We start from the raw sequence: 17,308 nt of genomic DNA, 5'->3' as shown, positions 1-17,308 counted from the left end.
CTACGTCGCCGCCGAAGCAGATTTCGTCGGTGCACTATCCGCCGTGGACCGGCCGGAATGAATCTCACTGTCTCCGCCGTCCAATCCTGGAATCCCGATGCGCTACGTATCACCGCCGACCGAATCGACCGAATCGTCGACCGACTCGACGACCGTATGAAGGGGCTCCTCAGCGAACAGGACGTACTCGCTGAGCGGTGGACCGGCGACGCCGCGCGCTCGGCCGCCGAACGAATAGTCCGGGAACGCTCACTGGGCAGCGCCATCGCCGGCGCTCTTCTCGAGGTCGGCGGGGCCTACCGCACCGGAGCAAGCATCGTCGAAGGTGCCCGCATGCATTTGCTCGCTACCCTCAGCAGCGCCGAACAATCCGGCTTCACAGTCCACGATGACGGCACTGTCGATCCGTCCGAGCAGATAGCACTGATCGCAATACTCGTGCCCGACTCGACAGCAGCCGCCGGCACTCGATCACAAGTCGAACGCTGCGCAGCCGACCTGACCCGCACCATCTCCGACGCGATCCACCAGGCATCGCGAGCCGCAGCCGAAACCACCGACCGCATCGATGCCGCGGTCAATGCCCTCGAGGTCGCCAGGGATGCCGCGATGCCGGGAAAGGTGGTGCAGCAGGAAAATGGGGAATTCTCCTGGACACCGGACTGGGCAGCAACGACTGCAGCGTCCACAATCGGCTCGATGGCCGACGGGACGAAAGTGGGGCTTGGAGCAGCAGCCGCAACGTCCGGGGACGACCTCGCCCGCGGGGTAGCGCGAGGTCTCGGTCCTGCCGGCGTGGTACTCGGTGTCATACCCGCGATCGTCAACGACATCGAAGGCGGAATGGATCCGACGAGGGCGGTGGTGACGGAAGGATCCGGCGCCGCAGCAGGCTACCTCGCGAGCGCCTGGGCGTTCGGACAAGCGGGAGCTGTACTGGGAACGGGTGTGGCACCCGGAGTCGGAACGGCAGTCGGACTCTCCGCAGGAATCGTGGCCGGTGCCTTCGGCTCGTACCTCGTATCCAAATCGGCACAGTGGCTGTGGAAGTGACCTGACATGAAAGAAGTGTTTGTTGAACCCGAATGAGAATCGAAATCCAGGTGAACCGGGTAGCGCACCCGAACCGGCACCACTTCGAGCACCATGGCCACAACCGCTTCGGATCACATCGCTCGTTCTCTCCCTCGCGATGCTTATTGCGGCATGCGTGAGTCTCGTCTTCGCACATGATGTTTTCCGAACCGGTGATGCTCGGGTCGCTCTCGGTGGAGCCGGCGGCTCGGTCGCCCTGTTCACCATCGCCATATCCTCGTTTCGGAGCGCCGGGTTTCGCAATCTTCGACAACCCCGCAAGCTCGGACTTCATCACGATCCCACCCACGGTGCGGGTATCAGCATCCCGACAGGAAGAACCGCTGTATTCACTACCGTCGTGGCGATGTTGGGCTTGACCGCATACGGCGGTACAGCAGCGTTCGCCTGGCATATCGGGCTCGGCGAAACCATTTTGCCGTTCGGGCGAGACAATCGCGAAGGCGCTCTCTTCGTGTCGTTATGTGCAGCCGTCCTGGGCACAATTGCGGTCCTGATCGCGTGCGTCCGCTTCGACACGACCCTGTACATCTATCGAGGGGGTGTGCGGCGACACGTCTGCCGGCGAATCTTCTTGAAAAAGCAGGTCCTCGATACCTTCGTCCCTTGGGGAAGCATCACCCGCATCGGAGCGGGCGATCTCGGAGTCCGGGGCGGAACGACGGCCCACCCGGTGATCGATCTCCATACGGCCGAGCCTCTTCCGTCCGACTCCAGGACACGACACGATTCCGAACATCGACTTGCGGTTATGGCCCACCAACTCGTCGTGGAGCCGAACACCCTTTTCGCTCTCCTGGAAAAATTGGCAGAAGATCCGGCTTGTCGTGAACGTCTCGTGGAATCCGACGCAATCGACCTCTTGTGTCCTCCCCCGTTGCGGGAACGATTCCGTGCGGCGCGCGCAAAGAAGGCAATTCGATGATCGATCGTCGGGTTCCGACAACACTTCCGGAGTACCTCGACTCCCACGAGGTCGAGATCATCCCGTGCAGGCGGGACGAATCACGGCATCCGTTGGTAGAGATCCCCGTACCGCAGGGTTGGGTTTCGGTACCCACCGAAGTCTTCCCCCACGCCCACACGGTCCTCATCGCTCCCGAGCACACCGAGAACAGGTGGGCGCCCAATGCGGTACTTCTCCACGGCAGGCTGTCGAAGTCGCGGTCGACGGACGAGTTGCTGGAGGTCGCGGGCAACGAAGCGGTCAGCCTGCCCGAGTGGTACGAAACCTACTACAGCACTGTCAACTTCGGAATATTTCGCTCCACGTTGATTCGAGGCTACTACCGAGCCGGTGATATCCGGTTCGGAGCAGCGACGCGCTACGTCGTAGTCGACCACGAGTACGATCGCTTCCTGACGCAACTGACGGTGACTACGCGCGCCGATGCTCCTCCATCTCTGACCGAGAGCGCGGAGACCATCCACGCGGGTCTCGGGATCGGTCCGATTCCGGAATAGTCGACGGCCATAGCCGATGAGGGACCGTAGCGCGTCCGCGTCGTCGGCACCGGACGTTCAGCGCACGCGGGCGGACGACCACATAACGCCTGCTACCCCTCCGGAGGAACTCGCACAACCCGCCGCGGGGGACACCGGGAGCGGTATACGATCAATGTCGGCAGCCGACACCGAATCACCGAGCGAGGCCGTCGCCGGAGGCGACTGGTACGAAATGCTTTGGGTGAGTGCCGGATAGCGTTACATCCTCTCCGTCTCGGAGGAGACTATGACCGACAGCTGGATTTCGCGTGATCCGTTCGAAGACATCTTCGACCGATTCTTCGGCCCCGGTGGAATGCGCCAACCACCGGTCCAGCGCGTCGATCTGAGCCGACTGCTCAACGACGACGCCAAGAGACTTGTCGCGGATGCCCGAAATGCCGCAACAGAATGGGGTAATTCGGAACTGACTCCCGAACATCTGCTGTATGCCGCCACCCTCAACGACCCGACCCGCGGCGTGATCAGCAGCCTGGGGCTCGATCCCGACGCCGTCGCCGAGCAGATGCGTTCGCTCGCGGGCAAGAGTGAGAGTGAGGGCGAAGGCGAGCCGCCGGTGCTGAGTCCGGCGGCGAAGCGCGTATTCCGTGTCGCCCAGCAGCAGGCAGGACAATCGGGCACAAGCTACATCGGGCCCGAACACATCCTGTACGGGATCGCGGAGAACAGCGAGAACGCTGCCGCACATGCGCTCGCCGGCGCGAAACTCGACACCGGTGGCCGTCGCGACGCCTCATCCAGCACGACGCCCACGCTCGACCAGTACGGACGGGACCTCACCGCGGAAGCGCGCGCCGGAAATGTGGACCCGGTGGTGGGCCGCGCCGACGAAATCGCGCAGACAGTGGAGATCCTCTCCCGTCGCAGGAAGAACAATCCCGTGCTCATCGGGGATCCCGGCGTGGGCAAAACCGCGATCGTCGAGGGCTTGGCCCAGCGCATCGTCAACGGAGATGTGCCCTCCACACTCGCCGACCGGCGAGTCGTCGCGCTCGACGTGGGGTCGCTGGTCGCGGGCAGTAAATACCGCGGCGAATTCGAGGAACGACTGACGAAGATTCTCGACGAGGTGCGCGACCACTCCGACGAATTGGTGCTGTTCATCGACGAGTTGCACACCATCGTCGGCGCAGGCAGCGGCGGTGAGGGATCGATGGACGCCGGGAACCTGCTCAAGCCCGCCCTCGCGCGCGGGGAACTGCACGCGGTGGGCGCGACCACGATCGACGAGTACCGCCGGTACATCGAGAAGGATGCTGCGCTCGAACGCAGGTTCCAGCCGGTCATGGTGGTCGAACCGTCGGTCGACGACACCATCGAAATCCTGCGCGGACTCGCCGACGTCTACGAGGAGCACCACCAGGTCCACTACACCGATGAGGCGCTGATCGCCGCGGCCGAACTGTCCGACCGGTACATCACCGACCGGTTCATGCCGGACAAGGCCATCGACCTGATCGACCAGGCCGGCGCGCGAGTCCGCTTGCGTACGAAGACTCCCGACGCGGACACCCGTTCCCACGAGGAGGAACTGGCACGCCTCGAACGCGAGAAGGACTCCGCCGTCGCTGCCGAAGACTATGCGAAGGCGGGGGAACTGAAGAAGGCGATCACCGCGCTGGAAGAGCGCACCGGAGTCGGAGAAACCGAGTCCACCCCGCAGGTCGAAGTGCTCGACATCGCCGAGGTGATCTCCCGGCAGACCGGTATCCCCGTGTCCGAGTTGACGGCGGAGGAACGGCAGCGGCTCCTGGACCTCGAGGACGTGCTCCACGCGCGGGTGATCGGCCAGGAGCAAGCGGTCACCGCAGTTGCCGAAGGTGTTCGCCGGGCACGTGCCGGACTCGCCGACCCGAATCGGCCGATCGGGTCGTTCCTGTTCCTCGGGCCCACCGGTGTCGGCAAGACAGAACTGGCAAAAGCACTGGCAGAAGCGGTGTTCGGTGACGAAGACCGGATGATCCGATTCGACATGAGCGAGTTCCAGGAGAAGCACACGGTGTCGCGACTGGTGGGTGCTCCTCCCGGTTACGTCGGGTACGAAGAGGCCGGGCAGTTGACCGACAAGGTTCGTCGTCAGCCGTATTCGGTGATCCTGTTCGACGAGATCGAAAAGGCGCACCCGGACGTGTTCAACGTGCTGCTGCAACTGCTCGACGACGGGCGCGTCACCGATGCCCAGGGCCGCACGGTGGATTTCAAGAACACGATCGTCATCCTCACGAGCAATATCGGGTCGGACATGATCCTGGCCCACTCCGGTGACGACATCGAGTCCCTCACACCGCGGTTGATGGAACGCCTGCACGCGCATTTCCGGCCGGAGTTCCTCAACCGGATCGACGAGACCGTGGTGTTCCATCGACTCGCGAAGGAACAACTGCACCAGATCGTCGGATTGATGCTCGGCGGAACCAAACGGTTGCTGCGGGCACAGAACGTCGAGTTCGAGATCACCGACAGCGCGGTGGACTGGCTGGTCGACACGGGGTTCGCGCCGGAGTTCGGAGCGCGTCCGTTGCGTCGCACGATTCAGAAGGAACTCGACAACAAACTCTCGAATCTGCTGCTTGCGGGCACGCTGTCCAGCGGAGACACGGTACGCGTCGACGCTGGAGAGAACGCCCTCGTCATCGAGACGGTCGGCGGGAACGGCGAGGTGACGGAGGAAGCCACCGTGACTGCGGGCGGCGACGGAAAGGACGCTACGTCCGACGATTCCGAAAAGGACTGAACCGCGCCGGTCGCCCGAGAGCCGGTGACCCGAGAGTCAGTCGCTGCCGGGTGCGCCGACAGCCCGGCGGACGAGTTCGCCGAGGCGTTCCCATGCGTCCTCGGACGGCTCCTGTAGCGCGTACGCGGTGGGCCAGAATCCGTCGTCGGAGTCCAGTTCGGCCTGAACGCTGAACCCGAACGTCGAGTAGCGCTCCTTGTCCATCTGTCCGCTACGGAAGAAGCAGAGCACTTTGCCGCCGCGGGCGTACCCGGGCTGTCCGTAGTAGAGCTTCGGGGCCAGCTCCGGAGCGACGGTTGTGACGATCGCGTGGACGCGTTCCGCCATCTCACGGTCGCCGTCCGGCATCCGGGCGATCTTCTCCAGCACGTCCGCCTCGTCCGCAGCGGCCTTCTCGGCGCTCTTCGCGCGCTTGTTCTCGGCCCTGATTTCTGCTGCACGTTCCTTCATGGCAGCACGCTCTTGCGCAGAAAAGCTCTCGTCCGCAGTCGCTTTCGTGGTCATGGCGTCCCTCCCCGGTGTCGGTCACGTGCGGCGTTTCCCAGATTAGGTCCTCACCGTGGGCGGCGGCTTCTCGATTCCTGATCGATCAGCGGACCCCGAGCGGACGGGCACGTGTGCAGCCCCCATGTGCCTGAGCCACAAGCCCCGCCGCGACCCCGCGAATTACGTTCTCCTACTTGCCAATACGAGAAGGAGCACCTGCCCAGCCGTTCGAGGACGACCCCGTCGCGTCAGGTGCCGAAGCTGCCGTGTACCCGCTCGTGCAGCGCTTCCATCCGCACATCGAGTGCACGGGCCGTTTCGGCGGCGAGCCGCAGTTCTTCGCGCAGATCGCTCGGCACGGCACGATCGTGCTTGTAATAGATCTTGTGCTCGAGGCTGGCCCAGAAGTCCATCGCGACCGTGCGGATCTGGAGTTCCACGTAGACGGACTCCACCCGGTCCGACATGAACACCGGGACCTCGACGATCACGTGCAGGCTGCTGTACCCGTTCGGCTTCGGGTGCGCGATGTAGTCCACCACCTCGACGACCCGTACGTCGCGCTGCCGGGTGATCATGTCCGAGATCCGGTACACGTCGGACGTGAAACTGCACGAGATGCGGATACCCGCGATGTCGCGGAGGTTGGATCGGATGCCGTCCAGCGAGGGTTCGACGCCCTTGCGGGCGGCCTTCGCGAGAATCGACTCGGGGGTCTTGAGTCGCGACTTGACGTGCTCGATCGGGTTGTAGTCGTGGGCGTAGGTGAATTCGTCCCGCAAGATGTTGATCTTGGTCATCATCTCGTCGATACCGAACTTGTACACCATCAGGAACCTGGCGAGTTCGCGCGGCGAGAGCGACGTCGCGCTCTGGCCGTCCGTGGGATGTTCCGGAATCGGGGCGCCCGGATCAGGGTCGTCCACCGTCGCTGTCACTGCTCGTCCTCCTCGGGGTGTTCTCCTCCGAGTCTGCCAGTTCACCGCGACGCGCCGCGGTCCGCTGCCGCAGAACCTGCCATGAGCTGCGCGGATGCACACCCGCCTCGCGACGGGCACGGCCGCGCGTGACGAGAACACCGACGATCGCGACCACCCAGACGGGATACTGCGCAAGCCACGCGACACGGAACGCGTCGAAGGTGTACCCACCGAGCCGTTCGAGGACGAGACCCATCGTCTGCACGACCAGCAGAGTGGCGAGGAACCCTCCGATGTTGACGATGCCGTTCGCGGTCCCCAGCGCGGTGCCGGGATTGAACGTGCGGGCGTAGTCGAACCCGATCATCGAGCCGGGGCCGCCTACGGAGATGACGACGATGAGAAGCACGAGCAACGCGATCGGCGCCGGACCGGGCAGCGCCAGCACCACGGTCCAGATCGTCGCGTTCGCCAGCATGATCGCCAGCACCATCCAGGAGCGGCGGAGAGGAAAGCGGCCGGACAGGATGCCGAGGACGGGGCCCGCCGCGATCGCGGTAACTACCGAGACCGTCAGCATCGTGCCGGCAGTAGCCGCCGACAGCCCCTGCGCGGAGACCAGATAGGGAACACCCCACATCAACGCGAAGGTCGTCACCGAGAACTGGGTGCCCATGTGGGTGAAGAAGCCCAGTTTGGTGCCCGGGCGGCGCCACACCACACCGATCTGTGCGACCAACTCGCGAAGGCCCATCGGCCGCGTGGCCGGCGCGTCTCCGTACGGCGCGTCACGCACCGTGGCGATGACCAGGATGCAGGCGAACACACCGATCGACGCCGCGCTGCCGTACGCCGCGGTCCATCCCACACCGGTCAGCACCAGCACGAACGGAACCGCGGACAGCACCTGGCCGATCTGGCCGAGAATCCCGGTGAGCTGCGAGACGAGGGGCACCCGTCGCGGCGCGAACCATACCGGCACCAGCCGGAGAACCGAGATGAACGTCAGCGCATCACCCGCGCCGACGAACACCCGGGCGAGATAGGCGATCGGCAACGACTCCGTGGTGGCGAGCACCAACTGAGCCACCGCCATGACCGCCGCACCGATCGCGATGACCCAGCGCGAACCGAATCGGTCGAGGAGCACCCCGGCCGGGATCTGCATGCCCGCGTACACGACGAGCTGAAGGACGACGAACCCCGACAGCACCGCCGGGGAGATCTCGAAACGCTCGGTCGCGGCGAGCCCGGAAACGCCGAACGCCGTCCGGTGCAGAACCGCCACGATGTAGGCGAAAACACCGACACTCCAGACCAGCCACGCCCTCATGATGGACGAACGTTACTCCCACGCTCGAGAGCGACGGCGACTACTCGCGACCGAGCGACACCCACTGTGGGTCTGCGGACCGCGGTCCGGCGACCTTGTCGGCGAGCAGATCGAGTCGCGCGATCTGGTCCGGTGTCAGCGTCACGTCGAGCGCGCCCACGTTCTCGGCGACCCGCGCGGCGTACCGGGTGCCGGGAATCGACACCGACGGGAGACCGAACTCGCGGCCTTTCGCGTCCAGCCACGCCAGCGCGACCTGCGCGACCGTCACTCCGGCTTCGTCGCCGACCGTCCGGACCTCGTCTCGCACAGTGAGGTTGCCTGGGAGGGCACCGGACGCGAATCGCGGGAATCTGCGCCGCAGATCTCCCTCCCCGAGCTGCTCCGGGTCGAACGAATCGGTGAGCAGGCCCCTGCTCACGGGTGAGTACGGCACGAACCCGATGCCCAGTTCGGCGGCCGTCGGCACCACGTGTCGTTCGACATCTCGCGACACGATGCTCCATTCGGACTGCACCGCTGCGATCGGGTGGACGGCGTGTGCGCGACGGACCTCGTCGCCGGTTGCCTCGGACAATCCGATGTGACGGACCTTGCCGACCCGCACGAGTTCGGCGAGCGCACCGACGGTCTCCTCGATGGGCACCTCCGGATCGACACGGTGCAGGTAGTACAGATCAACGCTGTCCACCCCGAGTCGAGCGAGTGATTCGTCGATTGCCTGCTTCGCGTAGTCGGGACGGCCGTCGATGCGGCGGTTGTCGGTCCCGGCAGAGCCGATGGCGCCGACCAGACCGAACTTCGTCGCGATCTGCACCTCGTCGCGGCGAGATTGAAGCAGCTTCCCGACCACGGTTTCACTGGTGCCGTTGCCGTACACGTTCGCCGTGTCGACGAAGGTCACTCCCAGGTCCACCGCATGGTGCAGCGTGGCGAGGGCCTCGTCGGGATCGATCGGTCCGTATGCGGGGGAAACCGACATCGCGCCGTAGCCCTGAGCACTGACGTTCAGCCCGGGGGCGAGCTCGACGATGGGGACGGACATGCATTTCTCCTCGGATCGGCGACGAGCACCGCGGACGGCGGACTCCCGGTCGATCCTGACGCACGCCGAGCGCGGACGCACGGATTGAAATCGCCGTGATCACAGCCCGCCCGTGTCTAGGGTGGGAACCATGGCGAACGACTGGGTTTCACTACAACGCACCGCTCGGCGCGAGTTCGACAGCCGCGTCGCGCAGATCACCGACTGGCACGCCCCCACCCCCGACACCGAATGGGACATCACAACTCTGGTCCGGCACGTCGTCGACGAACAACGCTGGGTGGCGCCGTTGCTGTCGGGACGCACACTCGAAGAGGCCGAGTCCGCTCTCGAACCCCTCGGCGACGACCTTGCCGCCGACTGGTCCACATTCTCCGAGCAGGCGACCGAGGCGTGGGCCGCGACGCCGGCCGACCAGGAAGTCCAACTGTCCTACGGCGCCGTGCCGTGCATCGACTATCTGCGGCAACAGGTCGGCGACATCACCGTGCACGCGTGGGACCTCGCCCGTGCCACCGGATCGGACGAGCAACTCGATCCGGCTCTCGTGGACGCCGTCTGGAAGGACCTCGAGCCGCAGAGCGACATGCTTGCGGGCAGCGGGCTCTTCGCCGATCCCGTTCCCGTCGGCGACGATGCGTCTGTGCAGGACCGCCTGCTCGCCCTCACCGGGCGCGACCCCCGCCGGCACGGAGCCTCATGACCGATCGGCCCGAGCAGCATCTGCCCGACCTCAAACCCCGAAGCCGCGACGTCACCGACGGAATCGAGAAGACCGCCTCCCGCGGCATGCTCCGCGCGGTGGGCATGGGCGACGACGACTGGGAAAAACCCCAGATCGGCGTCGCGTCGTCGTGGAACGAGATCACCCCGTGCAATCTGTCGCTCGATCGGTTGGCGCAGGCCGTCAAGGAGGGTGTGCACGCGGCCGGGGGATACCCGCTCGAGTTCGGCACCATCTCCGTGTCGGACGGCATCTCGATGGGGCACGAGGGGATGCACTTCTCGCTCGTGTCGCGGGAAGTGATCGCCGACAGCGTGGAGACGGTGATGCAGGCCGAGCGACTCGACGGATCGGTACTACTCGCAGGGTGTGACAAGTCGCTGCCGGGCATGCTCATGGCCGCCGCCCGCCTCGACCTCGCGTCGGTGTTCCTGTATGCCGGATCGATCCTGCCGGGTGTCGCAAAACTGTCCGACGGCACCGAACGCGACGTCACGATCATCGATGCGTTCGAAGCCGTCGGCGCATGCGCGCGGGGCCTGATGTCGGAAGCCGACCTCGGTGCCATCGAGCGGGCCATCTGCCCGGGAGAAGGCGCATGCGGAGGCATGTACACCGCGAACACGATGGCCAGTGCCGCCGAAGCCCTCGGCATGTCGCTGCCCGGCAGCGCGTCACCACCCGCCACCGACCGCAGGCGCGACGGGTTCGCGCGGCGCAGCGGCCAAGCGGTCGTGGAGATGCTGCGCCGCGGGATCACCGCGTCCGACATCCTGACGAAGGAAGCGTTCGAGAACGCGATTGCCGTGGTCATGGCGTTCGGTGGATCCACCAACGCGGTCCTGCATCTGCTTGCCATCGCACACGAGGCGCAGGTGGAACTCACCCTCGACGACTTCGTGCGCGTCGGCGCTCGGGTGCCGCACCTCGCCGACGTCAAACCGTTCGGCACCCACGTCATGAAAGATGTCGACCACATCGGCGGCGTACCGGTGATCATGAAGGCGTTGCTCGACGCCGGACTGCTCCACGGCGACTGTCTCACCGTCACCGGCCGCACGCTGTCGGAGAATCTCGCCGGCATCGCCCCGCCCGATCCCGACGGCAAGGTGCTGCGCGCTCTGAGCAACCCGATTCATCCCACCGGTGGGATCACCATCCTGCGCGGCACCCTCGCTCCCGGCGGCGCGGTCGTGAAGTCGGCGGGATTCGACGAGTCGGTGTTCGAGGGCACCGCGCGAGTCTTCGAGCGGGAACGCTCGGCGATGGACGCGCTCGAGGACGGCACCATCACGGCGGGAGACGTCGTCGTCATCCGGTACGAAGGGCCGAAGGGTGGGCCCGGGATGCGGGAGATGCTCGCGATCACCGGCGCCATCAAGGGGGCGGGTCTCGGAAAGGATGTCCTGTTGCTCACCGATGGGCGCTTCTCCGGTGGCACGACCGGCCTGTGCGTCGGGCATGTCGCACCCGAAGCAGTCGACGGCGGACCCATCGCCTTCGTCCGTGACGGCGACCGGATCCGGCTCGACGTGGCCAACGGCGTTCTCGACGTGCTGGTGAGCGACGAGGAGATGGCGGCGCGGCAGCAAGGGTGGGAACCGTTGGCGCCGCGGTACACCCGTGGTGTGCTCGCCAAATACACCAAGCTCGTCGGCTCGGCGTCGCACGGCGCGGTGTGCGGGTGACCACCGGCCGGTCTTGCGGGAGTGGGCGTTCCGGCTAGATCGGCCGGAACCCTGCTCCCGCGCCGCCGCGGGCGTCGATGTCGCCGAAGATCACGTCGATGTTCGTTCCGACCTGCGGGCCGGCACACGGCGCGAACAGGTAGGCGTTCACCATCGCGACGAGCGTCGTGCCGACGACCAGTGGCGCACCCGAGTCGCCCTCGATCACGCACACCTGGGTCCAGGTTTCCTGCGAACCGAAGACGTCGCCCCACACGACACCGCACGTGTTGCCCGTCGTACGGCCTTCTTTGCACGCGATATCGGGGAAACCGGCGGGAGCCCCTACTCCGGTGATGGACGTGTTTCCCACCCGGTTGACGGGCACGACCTTGCCGCGATCGAACTCGATGACCGCGTAGTCGAGCACGGTGTTCGCGGAGACGACCCGCCCGACGGGACCGGCCGCGGTGTCGTACTCGGCCTTCACGGTCATGCCGGGGAGACCGCAATGCGCCGCGGTCAGGCCGACGAGACGACCCGAGGCGTCGTTTCCGATGGTGGTGAGGGTGCAGTCGTACATGTCCTGGCCACCATCACCGAGAGTGATCCCCGAACCACCGCCGAGGGTGACAGGAGGTGCTGCGGTGGCTATCCCCATCCCACCGCCCGCCAACGCCATCACTGCGGCGGCCAGTAGAGCGAACCTTTTGAACATCGTGTCCCTCTCGCGCGGCGGGCGACCTTCGTTGTGAGGGTACTAGAGGTCGATGCCTGTTTTCGGGGTTGCGCCGAGACTTTCGAGAGCTTTTCGGGCTTCCTCGAGTTCGCGGCTGAGCTGCGCAACACGTTCCTCGGCTGCGCTGCGGGCCGCGTCGATCACGGACTGGACCGCCTCGACGGCACCGGGATCACCGAGTTCTTTGACGGCCCGTTCGACGGCGTCGGGCGCCACGGCTGCCGGCTTGCCGACCTTCCGTGTGCCGTGCGCGATTCCGACGGTCCATTCGCTCTCGGGGTCGATGGTGATGGTGATGCTGATCGTGGGCGCCTTCTTACCCTTGCGCGCCGGGGCTTTCGGCTTGGCGGGCGACGCGGGTGCGGCGGAACCGGGGGTCGTGTCGTTCACGGGTTTCGTCTCCTCGACGCTCTTGGTCTGGGCACCACGCACCGGAGGAGCAGGCCTCGACGCGGGCTTGGCGGCAGCGGGACCGGCGGCAACAGGCTGGGGGGCAGCAGGCTTGGTGGCAGCAGGCCTCCCGGCAGAAGGGGTCACAGCCGGGGACGTCGACGCCGCCGCCTTCGCGGGAGCGGACTTCGTGGCCGCTGTCTTCTTCGCAGGCGCCCCGGCGGGTTGCCGGGTCAGGCGCAGTTCGTCGGACTCGAAGGGCAACTCGTCGTCGACCCCTTTCGGCCGCACCATGACGGTGGTGCCGGAAACGGACACCACCCGCGCCGACGCGCCGGGTTCGATGCCGAGGCTCGGAATGCCGTCGATGAGATATACAGTCGCGCGACGACCCTCCGCGAGTGCATTACTCAGCTCGCCGAGTTGCTCCTCCGTCAGATGGTCCGCGCGTGTGCGGGGCGGCATGCCATGTCCTTTCTCGGCTCGCTGGATTGTCCGGCGCTTTTTCGACGCCCACTGTCGCACATGTGTACGACACGACACCGAGCGCCGGTGGCGGAATCTACAGCCTCGCCAACCGAAGTACAGGTAAGGATGGTCTCGTGACCCCGCCCGATGAACGGTCGCAGGCCACCCCCGAGGTGCTTGCGACGATCCGCGCCGAGCTCGAACGCACCCTGCTCGGCGTTCGCCGCTACACCTTGCGCGAGGTCGCGGACCTCGCCGGGCTGGAGCCGACCCGTGTCCGCCAGTTGTGGCAGGCCCTGGGATTCACGGTCGACCCCGACCCGGGCGCGGTCATGTTCACCGACGGGGATCTCGGCGCCCTGCGCAATCTCGCGGCGATCCTCGGCAGCGGCGCCATCGACCCCTCCGCCGAGATATCCGCGGCGCGTTCGCTGGGACAGTCGATGTCGCGGCTGAGCGAATGGCAGTTCGCCCTCTTGAGCAGCCACGTCGTCTCCCAGCTCTCCACCGCGTACGGCACGGCATCGGCACCCCCGGAAGACGAGGAGATCCGCGAGTTCGTCGACGACATCCTCCGCCGCGTGGCGAACCGTGCCGAGAGCCTCCAGGGTTACATGTGGCGTCGGCACCTGGTCGCCACGACCAACCGCACCGCCGTCCGCGTCCAAGGGGACGCGCAGACCCGTCCGCTCGTCGTCGGATTCGCCGACATGGTGGGGTACACCCAGTTGACCCGGCGTATCGACGCCGACGAACTCAACGTGTTGCTCGATCACTTCGAGGCCGCGGTGTCCGGCGTGATCACCCGCCACGCCGGCTGGGTGATCAAGACCGTCGGCGACGAGGTGATGTTCGCCGCCGAGGATGCGGTCGACGCCGCGCGGATCGCGCTCGAACTGCAGCAAGCGTTCGCCGCGTTCGAAGACACACCCGCTCTGCGGATCGGTCTGGCCTCGGGCCCGGCACTGGCCCGTTTCGGCGACCTGTTCGGATCGGTGGTCAACATCGCCGCACGGTTGACCGGTGCCGCTCGCCCCGGTTCGATCCTGATCGACCAGCAGCTCGCCGCGGAACTCGAGGACCACCCCGAATTCCGGCTTCATGTCGTGCGGAACCTGCGGGTCAAGGACTTCCGTCACTCGCGCGCGTACGTGCTGCGCCGAGGGCGGGACACGGATGCGCGCACGGAGAACCCCACGGCCCCTCCCGACTCCGCGGCCTGACACTGCCGCGCTATGACACGGCCGGGGGCGCCGCGTCGTGACCGGTCCCGCACCGCCGGTTCGGCTACGATGCCGACAGTCTTTTTCCTACTCCGGCACCACGTTCGTCCGGAAGGCGCCCGTGTCCGAATCAGCTTCGCTCGCCGCGCAGAAGACCCGCATGACCGGGTCTCAGTTATGGCTGCTCACCGTCGCGTGCGCAGCGGTCGCCGCCGTCATCGCGGCAATGGCGTCGCTCAACACGGCACTACCGGATATCGCGGTCGAGACCGGCGCGACCCAGGCCCAGCTCACGTGGATCGTCGACGGATACACGCTCGCCCTTGCGGCACTGCTGCTCCCGGCGGGCGCGCTCGGAGACAGGTTCGGCCGGCGCGGAGTCATGCTGGCGGGCCTGGTCGTCTTCGGGATCGGGTCGGCGCTTCCCCTGTTCCTGTCCGATCCGAACTGGGTGATCGCGGCGCGCGCCGTGGCCGGGGTCGGTGCGGCGCTCGTCATGCCTGCGACGCTGTCCCTCATCACCGCGGCGTTCACCGAGGAGCATCGTTCCCGGGGCATCGGGATCTGGGCGGGGGTCGCCGGATCCGGCGCGGTCATCGGCATGCTCGGGTCGGGCGTCATTCTCGAATACGGGTCGTGGAAGCTCATCTTCGCCGCGTTCGCCGTGATCTCGGCCGTGCTCGTCGTCGCGGGCGCCACGATCATGTCCTCCCGCGCGGCGGAACCGGCGCGGTTCGACATCGTCGGAGCCGTGCTCGTCGTGGCGGCGGTCGGGCTGTTCGTCCTCGGCGTGATGGAGGGACCGCAGCGCGGATGGATCGACGCACTCACCGTCGGCGCGTTGGTCACGGGAGTGGCCGCAGGAGTGGCGTTCGTGCTCGTCGAGCGGCGCTCACCAGCACCCCTGCTCGACGTGCGGCTGTTCTCCCAGCGCGCGTTCGCGGTCGGAGCAGGCGGCCTCACACTGCAGTATCTCGCCGGATTCGGCGTCTTCTATCTCATCGTGCAATACCTGCAACTCGTGCTCGGGTATTCGCCGCTGATGTCGGCCGTGGCCCTCACCCCGATCTTCCTGGTGGTGATGGTGCTCTCGGTCGGGGTGCCGATGTTGTTGCGGTGGTTCGGACTCCGTGTCCTCATGAGCGTCGGGCTCGCCCTGATCGGGGTGTCGATGATCGTCATGAGTCTGCTGGACGCGGACTCGTCGTACGCCGACGTCGCCATCGCGATGTCGATCGCCGGTATCGGAATCGGCGTCTGCACCGCGCCCGCGACCCACGCGATCGTCACCAACACGCCGGAGGACCAACTGGGTGTCGCGTCGGCCGTCAACGACGCGACCCGCGAAGTGGGCGCTGCTATCGGCGTCGCCCTCGCGGGCAGTGTGCTCGCGGCCGCGTACGGGCACCGGATCGATCCGATCGCACCGACGATTCCCGAACCGGCACGAGGCGCAGTGCAGGATTCGCTGGCCGCGGCAGTCGAGGTCGCCGAACAGGCGGGTCCCCAGGGCGACGTGCTCGCGGAGTTCGCGCGGGACGCGTTCCTGGCAGGCATGCAGCAGGGCTTGTGGGCGATGGCCGCGATTCTGCTGGTCGGCGCGATCGCATCGGCACTCTGGGCACCCGCGCGCTCGTAGCTGTCCCTCGCGCTCCTCTCTGCGTCCGACACGGAGTCGGACGCAGACGTTGTGCTGTGCGCGCGATCACGCTAACCTCACTTAACAGTTACCCGTCGTCACACTAAAAAGGTGGAGACATGACCGCATCGCTCACCCGCGAATCCAGCAAGGGTTTCGTACCCGGCATCCGGCTTTCCGATCGTGAGGAAACTGCCGGTCGCCTGCTCGCTTCGTCCGCCCGCAAGTCGTACGACCCCGTCGTCGAAGTGGACTGGGAGGCCCCCGTCCCCGACGACAAGTTCGGCATGACCCCCGAGTGGAGCACGCTCTACGGCACCGCCCTGTGGGACGAACTCACCGACGAACAGCGCATCGAACTCACCAAGAACGAAGCCGCGAGTGTGTCCAGCACCGGCCTGTGGTTCGAAATCCTGCTCATGCAGATGCTTCTGCGCGACGTCTACGATCGCGACAAGCACAGCCGGCACGTCCAGTTCGCGCTCACCGAGATCGCCGACGAGTGCCGCCACTCCGTGATGTTCGCCCGGGCCGGCGAACGGCTGAACATGCCCAGCTACGGGCCGCCCCGCTACATCCACCACCTCGGCCGCCTGTGGGGCCACTTCTTCAAGGGCGCCAACGCGTACGCCGCGGTCATGGCCGCAGAAGAAATCCTCGACATGATGCAACGCGACTTCATGCGCGACGAACGCGTCCAGCCCGTCACACGTGCGGTCTCGAAGATCCACGTCCTCGAGGAGGCGCGCCACATCCGGTTCGCCCGTGAAGAAGTGGGACGCCGACTGAACGGTGCGAGCCGCCTGCGGCTCGCAATCGAACGGATCAACACCGCGGTCGTCGTGTTTTTCGTCGTCAAGAGCATGATCCACCCGGACGTCTACGCCAACGCGGGCCTCGACACCGAGCGCGCCCTCGAAGAAGCCCGGAACAACGCGCACCACCACGACCGGGTGCGCAAGTCCGGCGCCAAGCTCATGACCTTCCTCGACAACGTGGGCCTGATCGGCGGACCGTCGAAGATCCTCTACAAGAAGGTGCACCTGCTGTAGGCACCTGCTGAGCGGGAACGTCGGGGCACCGGCGCACATTTCGTCATAGTCTCCGCGGCATGTTCTTCGACAATCCTGCCGATTTCACCGGTCGCGCGGTCCTCGTCACCGGCGGCACCAAGGGCATCGGGTACGTCATCGCCGAGACCTTCCTGGCCGCCGGCGCGGACGTACTCGTATGCGGTCGCACCGCATACGACACGCTGCCCACAGTGGATTCCCGTTCCGCCGCGTTCACCGCTGCCGACATCCGCGATGCCGGGCAGGCGAAGTCTCTCGGGGGGCGG

At 66.3% G+C, this 17,308-nt stretch carries 16 protein-coding genes; 10 read left to right on the top strand and 6 right to left on the bottom strand.

Translation table 11 applies throughout. The annotated features are described in order from the left end of the window. Positions 1–57: 57 nt before the first annotated feature. The 4 genes from TVH25_RS10565 (at position 58) to TVH25_RS10550 (ending at position 5,335) form a co-directional block, all read left to right on the top strand. Positions 58–1,053, top strand: coding sequence for a hypothetical protein (locus TVH25_RS10565; protein WP_169653314.1), 996 nt, complete (start codon positions 58–60; stop codon positions 1,051–1,053). A gap of 157 nt (positions 1,054–1,210) precedes the next feature. Beyond that, positions 1,211–2,020 (top strand): hypothetical protein, encoded by an 810-nt coding sequence (locus TVH25_RS10560; protein WP_422424078.1) that lies wholly within the window; start codon positions 1,211–1,213, stop codon positions 2,018–2,020. Next, entirely contained in the window at positions 2,017–2,559 is a 543-nt protein-coding gene (locus TVH25_RS10555) for an LpqN/LpqT family lipoprotein (protein ID WP_378528902.1), read from the top strand. Before TVH25_RS10560 ends, TVH25_RS10555 begins: the two co-directional genes overlap by 4 nt. A 268-nt stretch (positions 2,560–2,827) precedes the next feature. Next, positions 2,828–5,335, top strand: coding sequence for an ATP-dependent Clp protease ATP-binding subunit (locus tag TVH25_RS10550; RefSeq protein ID WP_422424077.1), 2,508 nt, complete (start codon positions 2,828–2,830; stop codon positions 5,333–5,335). Between the two features lie 36 nt (positions 5,336–5,371). Here the strand turns inward: TVH25_RS10550 and TVH25_RS10545 are convergent, their stop codons facing one another. The 4 genes from TVH25_RS10545 to TVH25_RS10530 form a co-directional block, all read right to left on the bottom strand. Then, entirely contained in the window at positions 5,372–5,839 is a 468-nt protein-coding gene (locus TVH25_RS10545; protein WP_422424075.1) for a DUF1801 domain-containing protein, read from the bottom strand. A gap of 230 nt (positions 5,840–6,069) precedes the next feature. Then, a complete protein-coding gene (locus tag TVH25_RS10540; RefSeq protein ID WP_422424093.1) occupies positions 6,070–6,720 on the bottom strand; it encodes a GTP pyrophosphokinase in 651 nt (216 codons plus the stop codon). A 13-nt stretch (positions 6,721–6,733) separates the two neighbouring features. Further along, positions 6,734–8,074: an MFS transporter gene (locus tag TVH25_RS10535; protein ID WP_296549214.1), complete on the bottom strand. Its 1,341-nt coding sequence runs from the start codon at positions 8,072–8,074 to the stop codon at positions 6,734–6,736. Positions 8,075–8,114: 40 nt separating this feature from the next. Continuing rightward, positions 8,115–9,119, bottom strand: coding sequence for an aldo/keto reductase (locus tag TVH25_RS10530; protein WP_422424072.1), 1,005 nt, complete (start codon positions 9,117–9,119; stop codon positions 8,115–8,117). A gap of 130 nt (positions 9,120–9,249) precedes the next feature. On the opposite strand from TVH25_RS10530, the gene TVH25_RS10525 reads away from it, so the two are divergent. Further along, positions 9,250–9,822, top strand: coding sequence for a TIGR03086 family metal-binding protein (locus tag TVH25_RS10525; RefSeq protein WP_169622883.1), 573 nt, complete (start codon positions 9,250–9,252; stop codon positions 9,820–9,822). Continuing rightward, entirely contained in the window at positions 9,819–11,531 is a 1,713-nt protein-coding gene (ilvD, locus tag TVH25_RS10520; RefSeq protein WP_422424070.1) for a dihydroxy-acid dehydratase, read from the top strand. The genes TVH25_RS10525 and ilvD overlap by 4 nt, the downstream gene beginning before the upstream one ends. Positions 11,532–11,565: 34 nt before the next feature. Here ilvD and TVH25_RS10515 read toward each other — a convergent pair whose 3' ends face one another. Both TVH25_RS10515 and TVH25_RS10510 read right to left on the bottom strand, forming a co-directional pair. After that, complete coding sequence (locus tag TVH25_RS10515; RefSeq protein ID WP_296549212.1) at positions 11,566–12,228, bottom strand: serine protease; 663 nt, start codon at positions 12,226–12,228, stop codon at positions 11,566–11,568. Positions 12,229–12,270: 42 nt separating this feature from the next. Next, complete coding sequence (locus tag TVH25_RS10510; RefSeq protein WP_169653307.1) at positions 12,271–13,104, bottom strand: DUF6319 family protein; 834 nt, start codon at positions 13,102–13,104, stop codon at positions 12,271–12,273. Positions 13,105–13,241: 137 nt separating this feature from the next. Between TVH25_RS10510 and TVH25_RS10505 the strand changes: the two genes are divergently transcribed. The 4 genes from TVH25_RS10505 to TVH25_RS10490 all read left to right on the top strand — a co-directional run. Next, a complete protein-coding gene (locus TVH25_RS10505; RefSeq protein ID WP_296549209.1) occupies positions 13,242–14,330 on the top strand; it encodes an adenylate/guanylate cyclase domain-containing protein in 1,089 nt (362 codons plus the stop codon). Between the two features lie 160 nt (positions 14,331–14,490). Beyond that, a complete protein-coding gene (locus tag TVH25_RS10500) occupies positions 14,491–15,969 on the top strand; it encodes an MFS transporter (protein WP_422424092.1) in 1,479 nt (492 codons plus the stop codon). Positions 15,970–16,088: 119 nt separating this feature from the next. Next, complete coding sequence (locus TVH25_RS10495) at positions 16,089–17,021, top strand: AurF N-oxygenase family protein (RefSeq protein WP_422424068.1); 933 nt, start codon at positions 16,089–16,091, stop codon at positions 17,019–17,021. A 59-nt stretch (positions 17,022–17,080) separates the two neighbouring features. After that, a partial coding sequence (locus TVH25_RS10490) for an SDR family NAD(P)-dependent oxidoreductase (protein ID WP_422424066.1) occupies positions 17,081–17,308 on the top strand: 228 nt, incomplete at its 3' end.

The sequence above is a fragment of the Rhodococcus sp. 7Tela_A2 genome (assembly GCF_049311045.1).
GTDB lineage: Bacteria > Actinomycetota > Actinomycetes > Mycobacteriales > Mycobacteriaceae > Rhodococcus.
Note: the sequence above shows the minus strand (reverse complement) of the source record. Positions and strands in the feature narration are given on the sequence as shown.

Excerpts from the sequence above, each read along its gene's own strand:
- TVH25_RS10565 (WP_169653314.1), top strand. The coding sequence starts at position 58 with ATGAATCTCACTGTCTCCGCCGTCCAATCCTGGAATCCCGATGCGCTA.
- TVH25_RS10555 (WP_378528902.1), top strand. The coding sequence starts at position 2,017 with ATGATCGATCGTCGGGTTCCGACAACACTTCCGGAGTACCTCGACTCC.
- TVH25_RS10550 (WP_422424077.1), top strand. The coding sequence starts at position 2,828 with ATGACCGACAGCTGGATTTCGCGTGATCCGTTCGAAGACATCTTCGAC.
- TVH25_RS10545 (WP_422424075.1), bottom strand. The coding sequence starts at position 5,839 with ATGACCACGAAAGCGACTGCGGACGAGAGCTTTTCTGCGCAAGAGCGT.
- TVH25_RS10535 (WP_296549214.1), bottom strand. The coding sequence starts at position 8,074 with ATGAGGGCGTGGCTGGTCTGGAGTGTCGGTGTTTTCGCCTACATCGTG.
- TVH25_RS10530 (WP_422424072.1), bottom strand. The coding sequence starts at position 9,119 with ATGTCCGTCCCCATCGTCGAGCTCGCCCCCGGGCTGAACGTCAGTGCT.
- TVH25_RS10525 (WP_169622883.1), top strand. The coding sequence starts at position 9,250 with ATGGCGAACGACTGGGTTTCACTACAACGCACCGCTCGGCGCGAGTTC.
- ilvD (WP_422424070.1), top strand. The coding sequence starts at position 9,819 with ATGACCGATCGGCCCGAGCAGCATCTGCCCGACCTCAAACCCCGAAGC.
- TVH25_RS10515 (WP_296549212.1), bottom strand. The coding sequence starts at position 12,228 with ATGTTCAAAAGGTTCGCTCTACTGGCCGCCGCAGTGATGGCGTTGGCG.
- TVH25_RS10510 (WP_169653307.1), bottom strand. The coding sequence starts at position 13,104 with ATGCCGCCCCGCACACGCGCGGACCATCTGACGGAGGAGCAACTCGGC.
- TVH25_RS10500 (WP_422424092.1), top strand. The coding sequence starts at position 14,491 with ATGACCGGGTCTCAGTTATGGCTGCTCACCGTCGCGTGCGCAGCGGTC.
- TVH25_RS10495 (WP_422424068.1), top strand. The coding sequence starts at position 16,089 with ATGACCGCATCGCTCACCCGCGAATCCAGCAAGGGTTTCGTACCCGGC.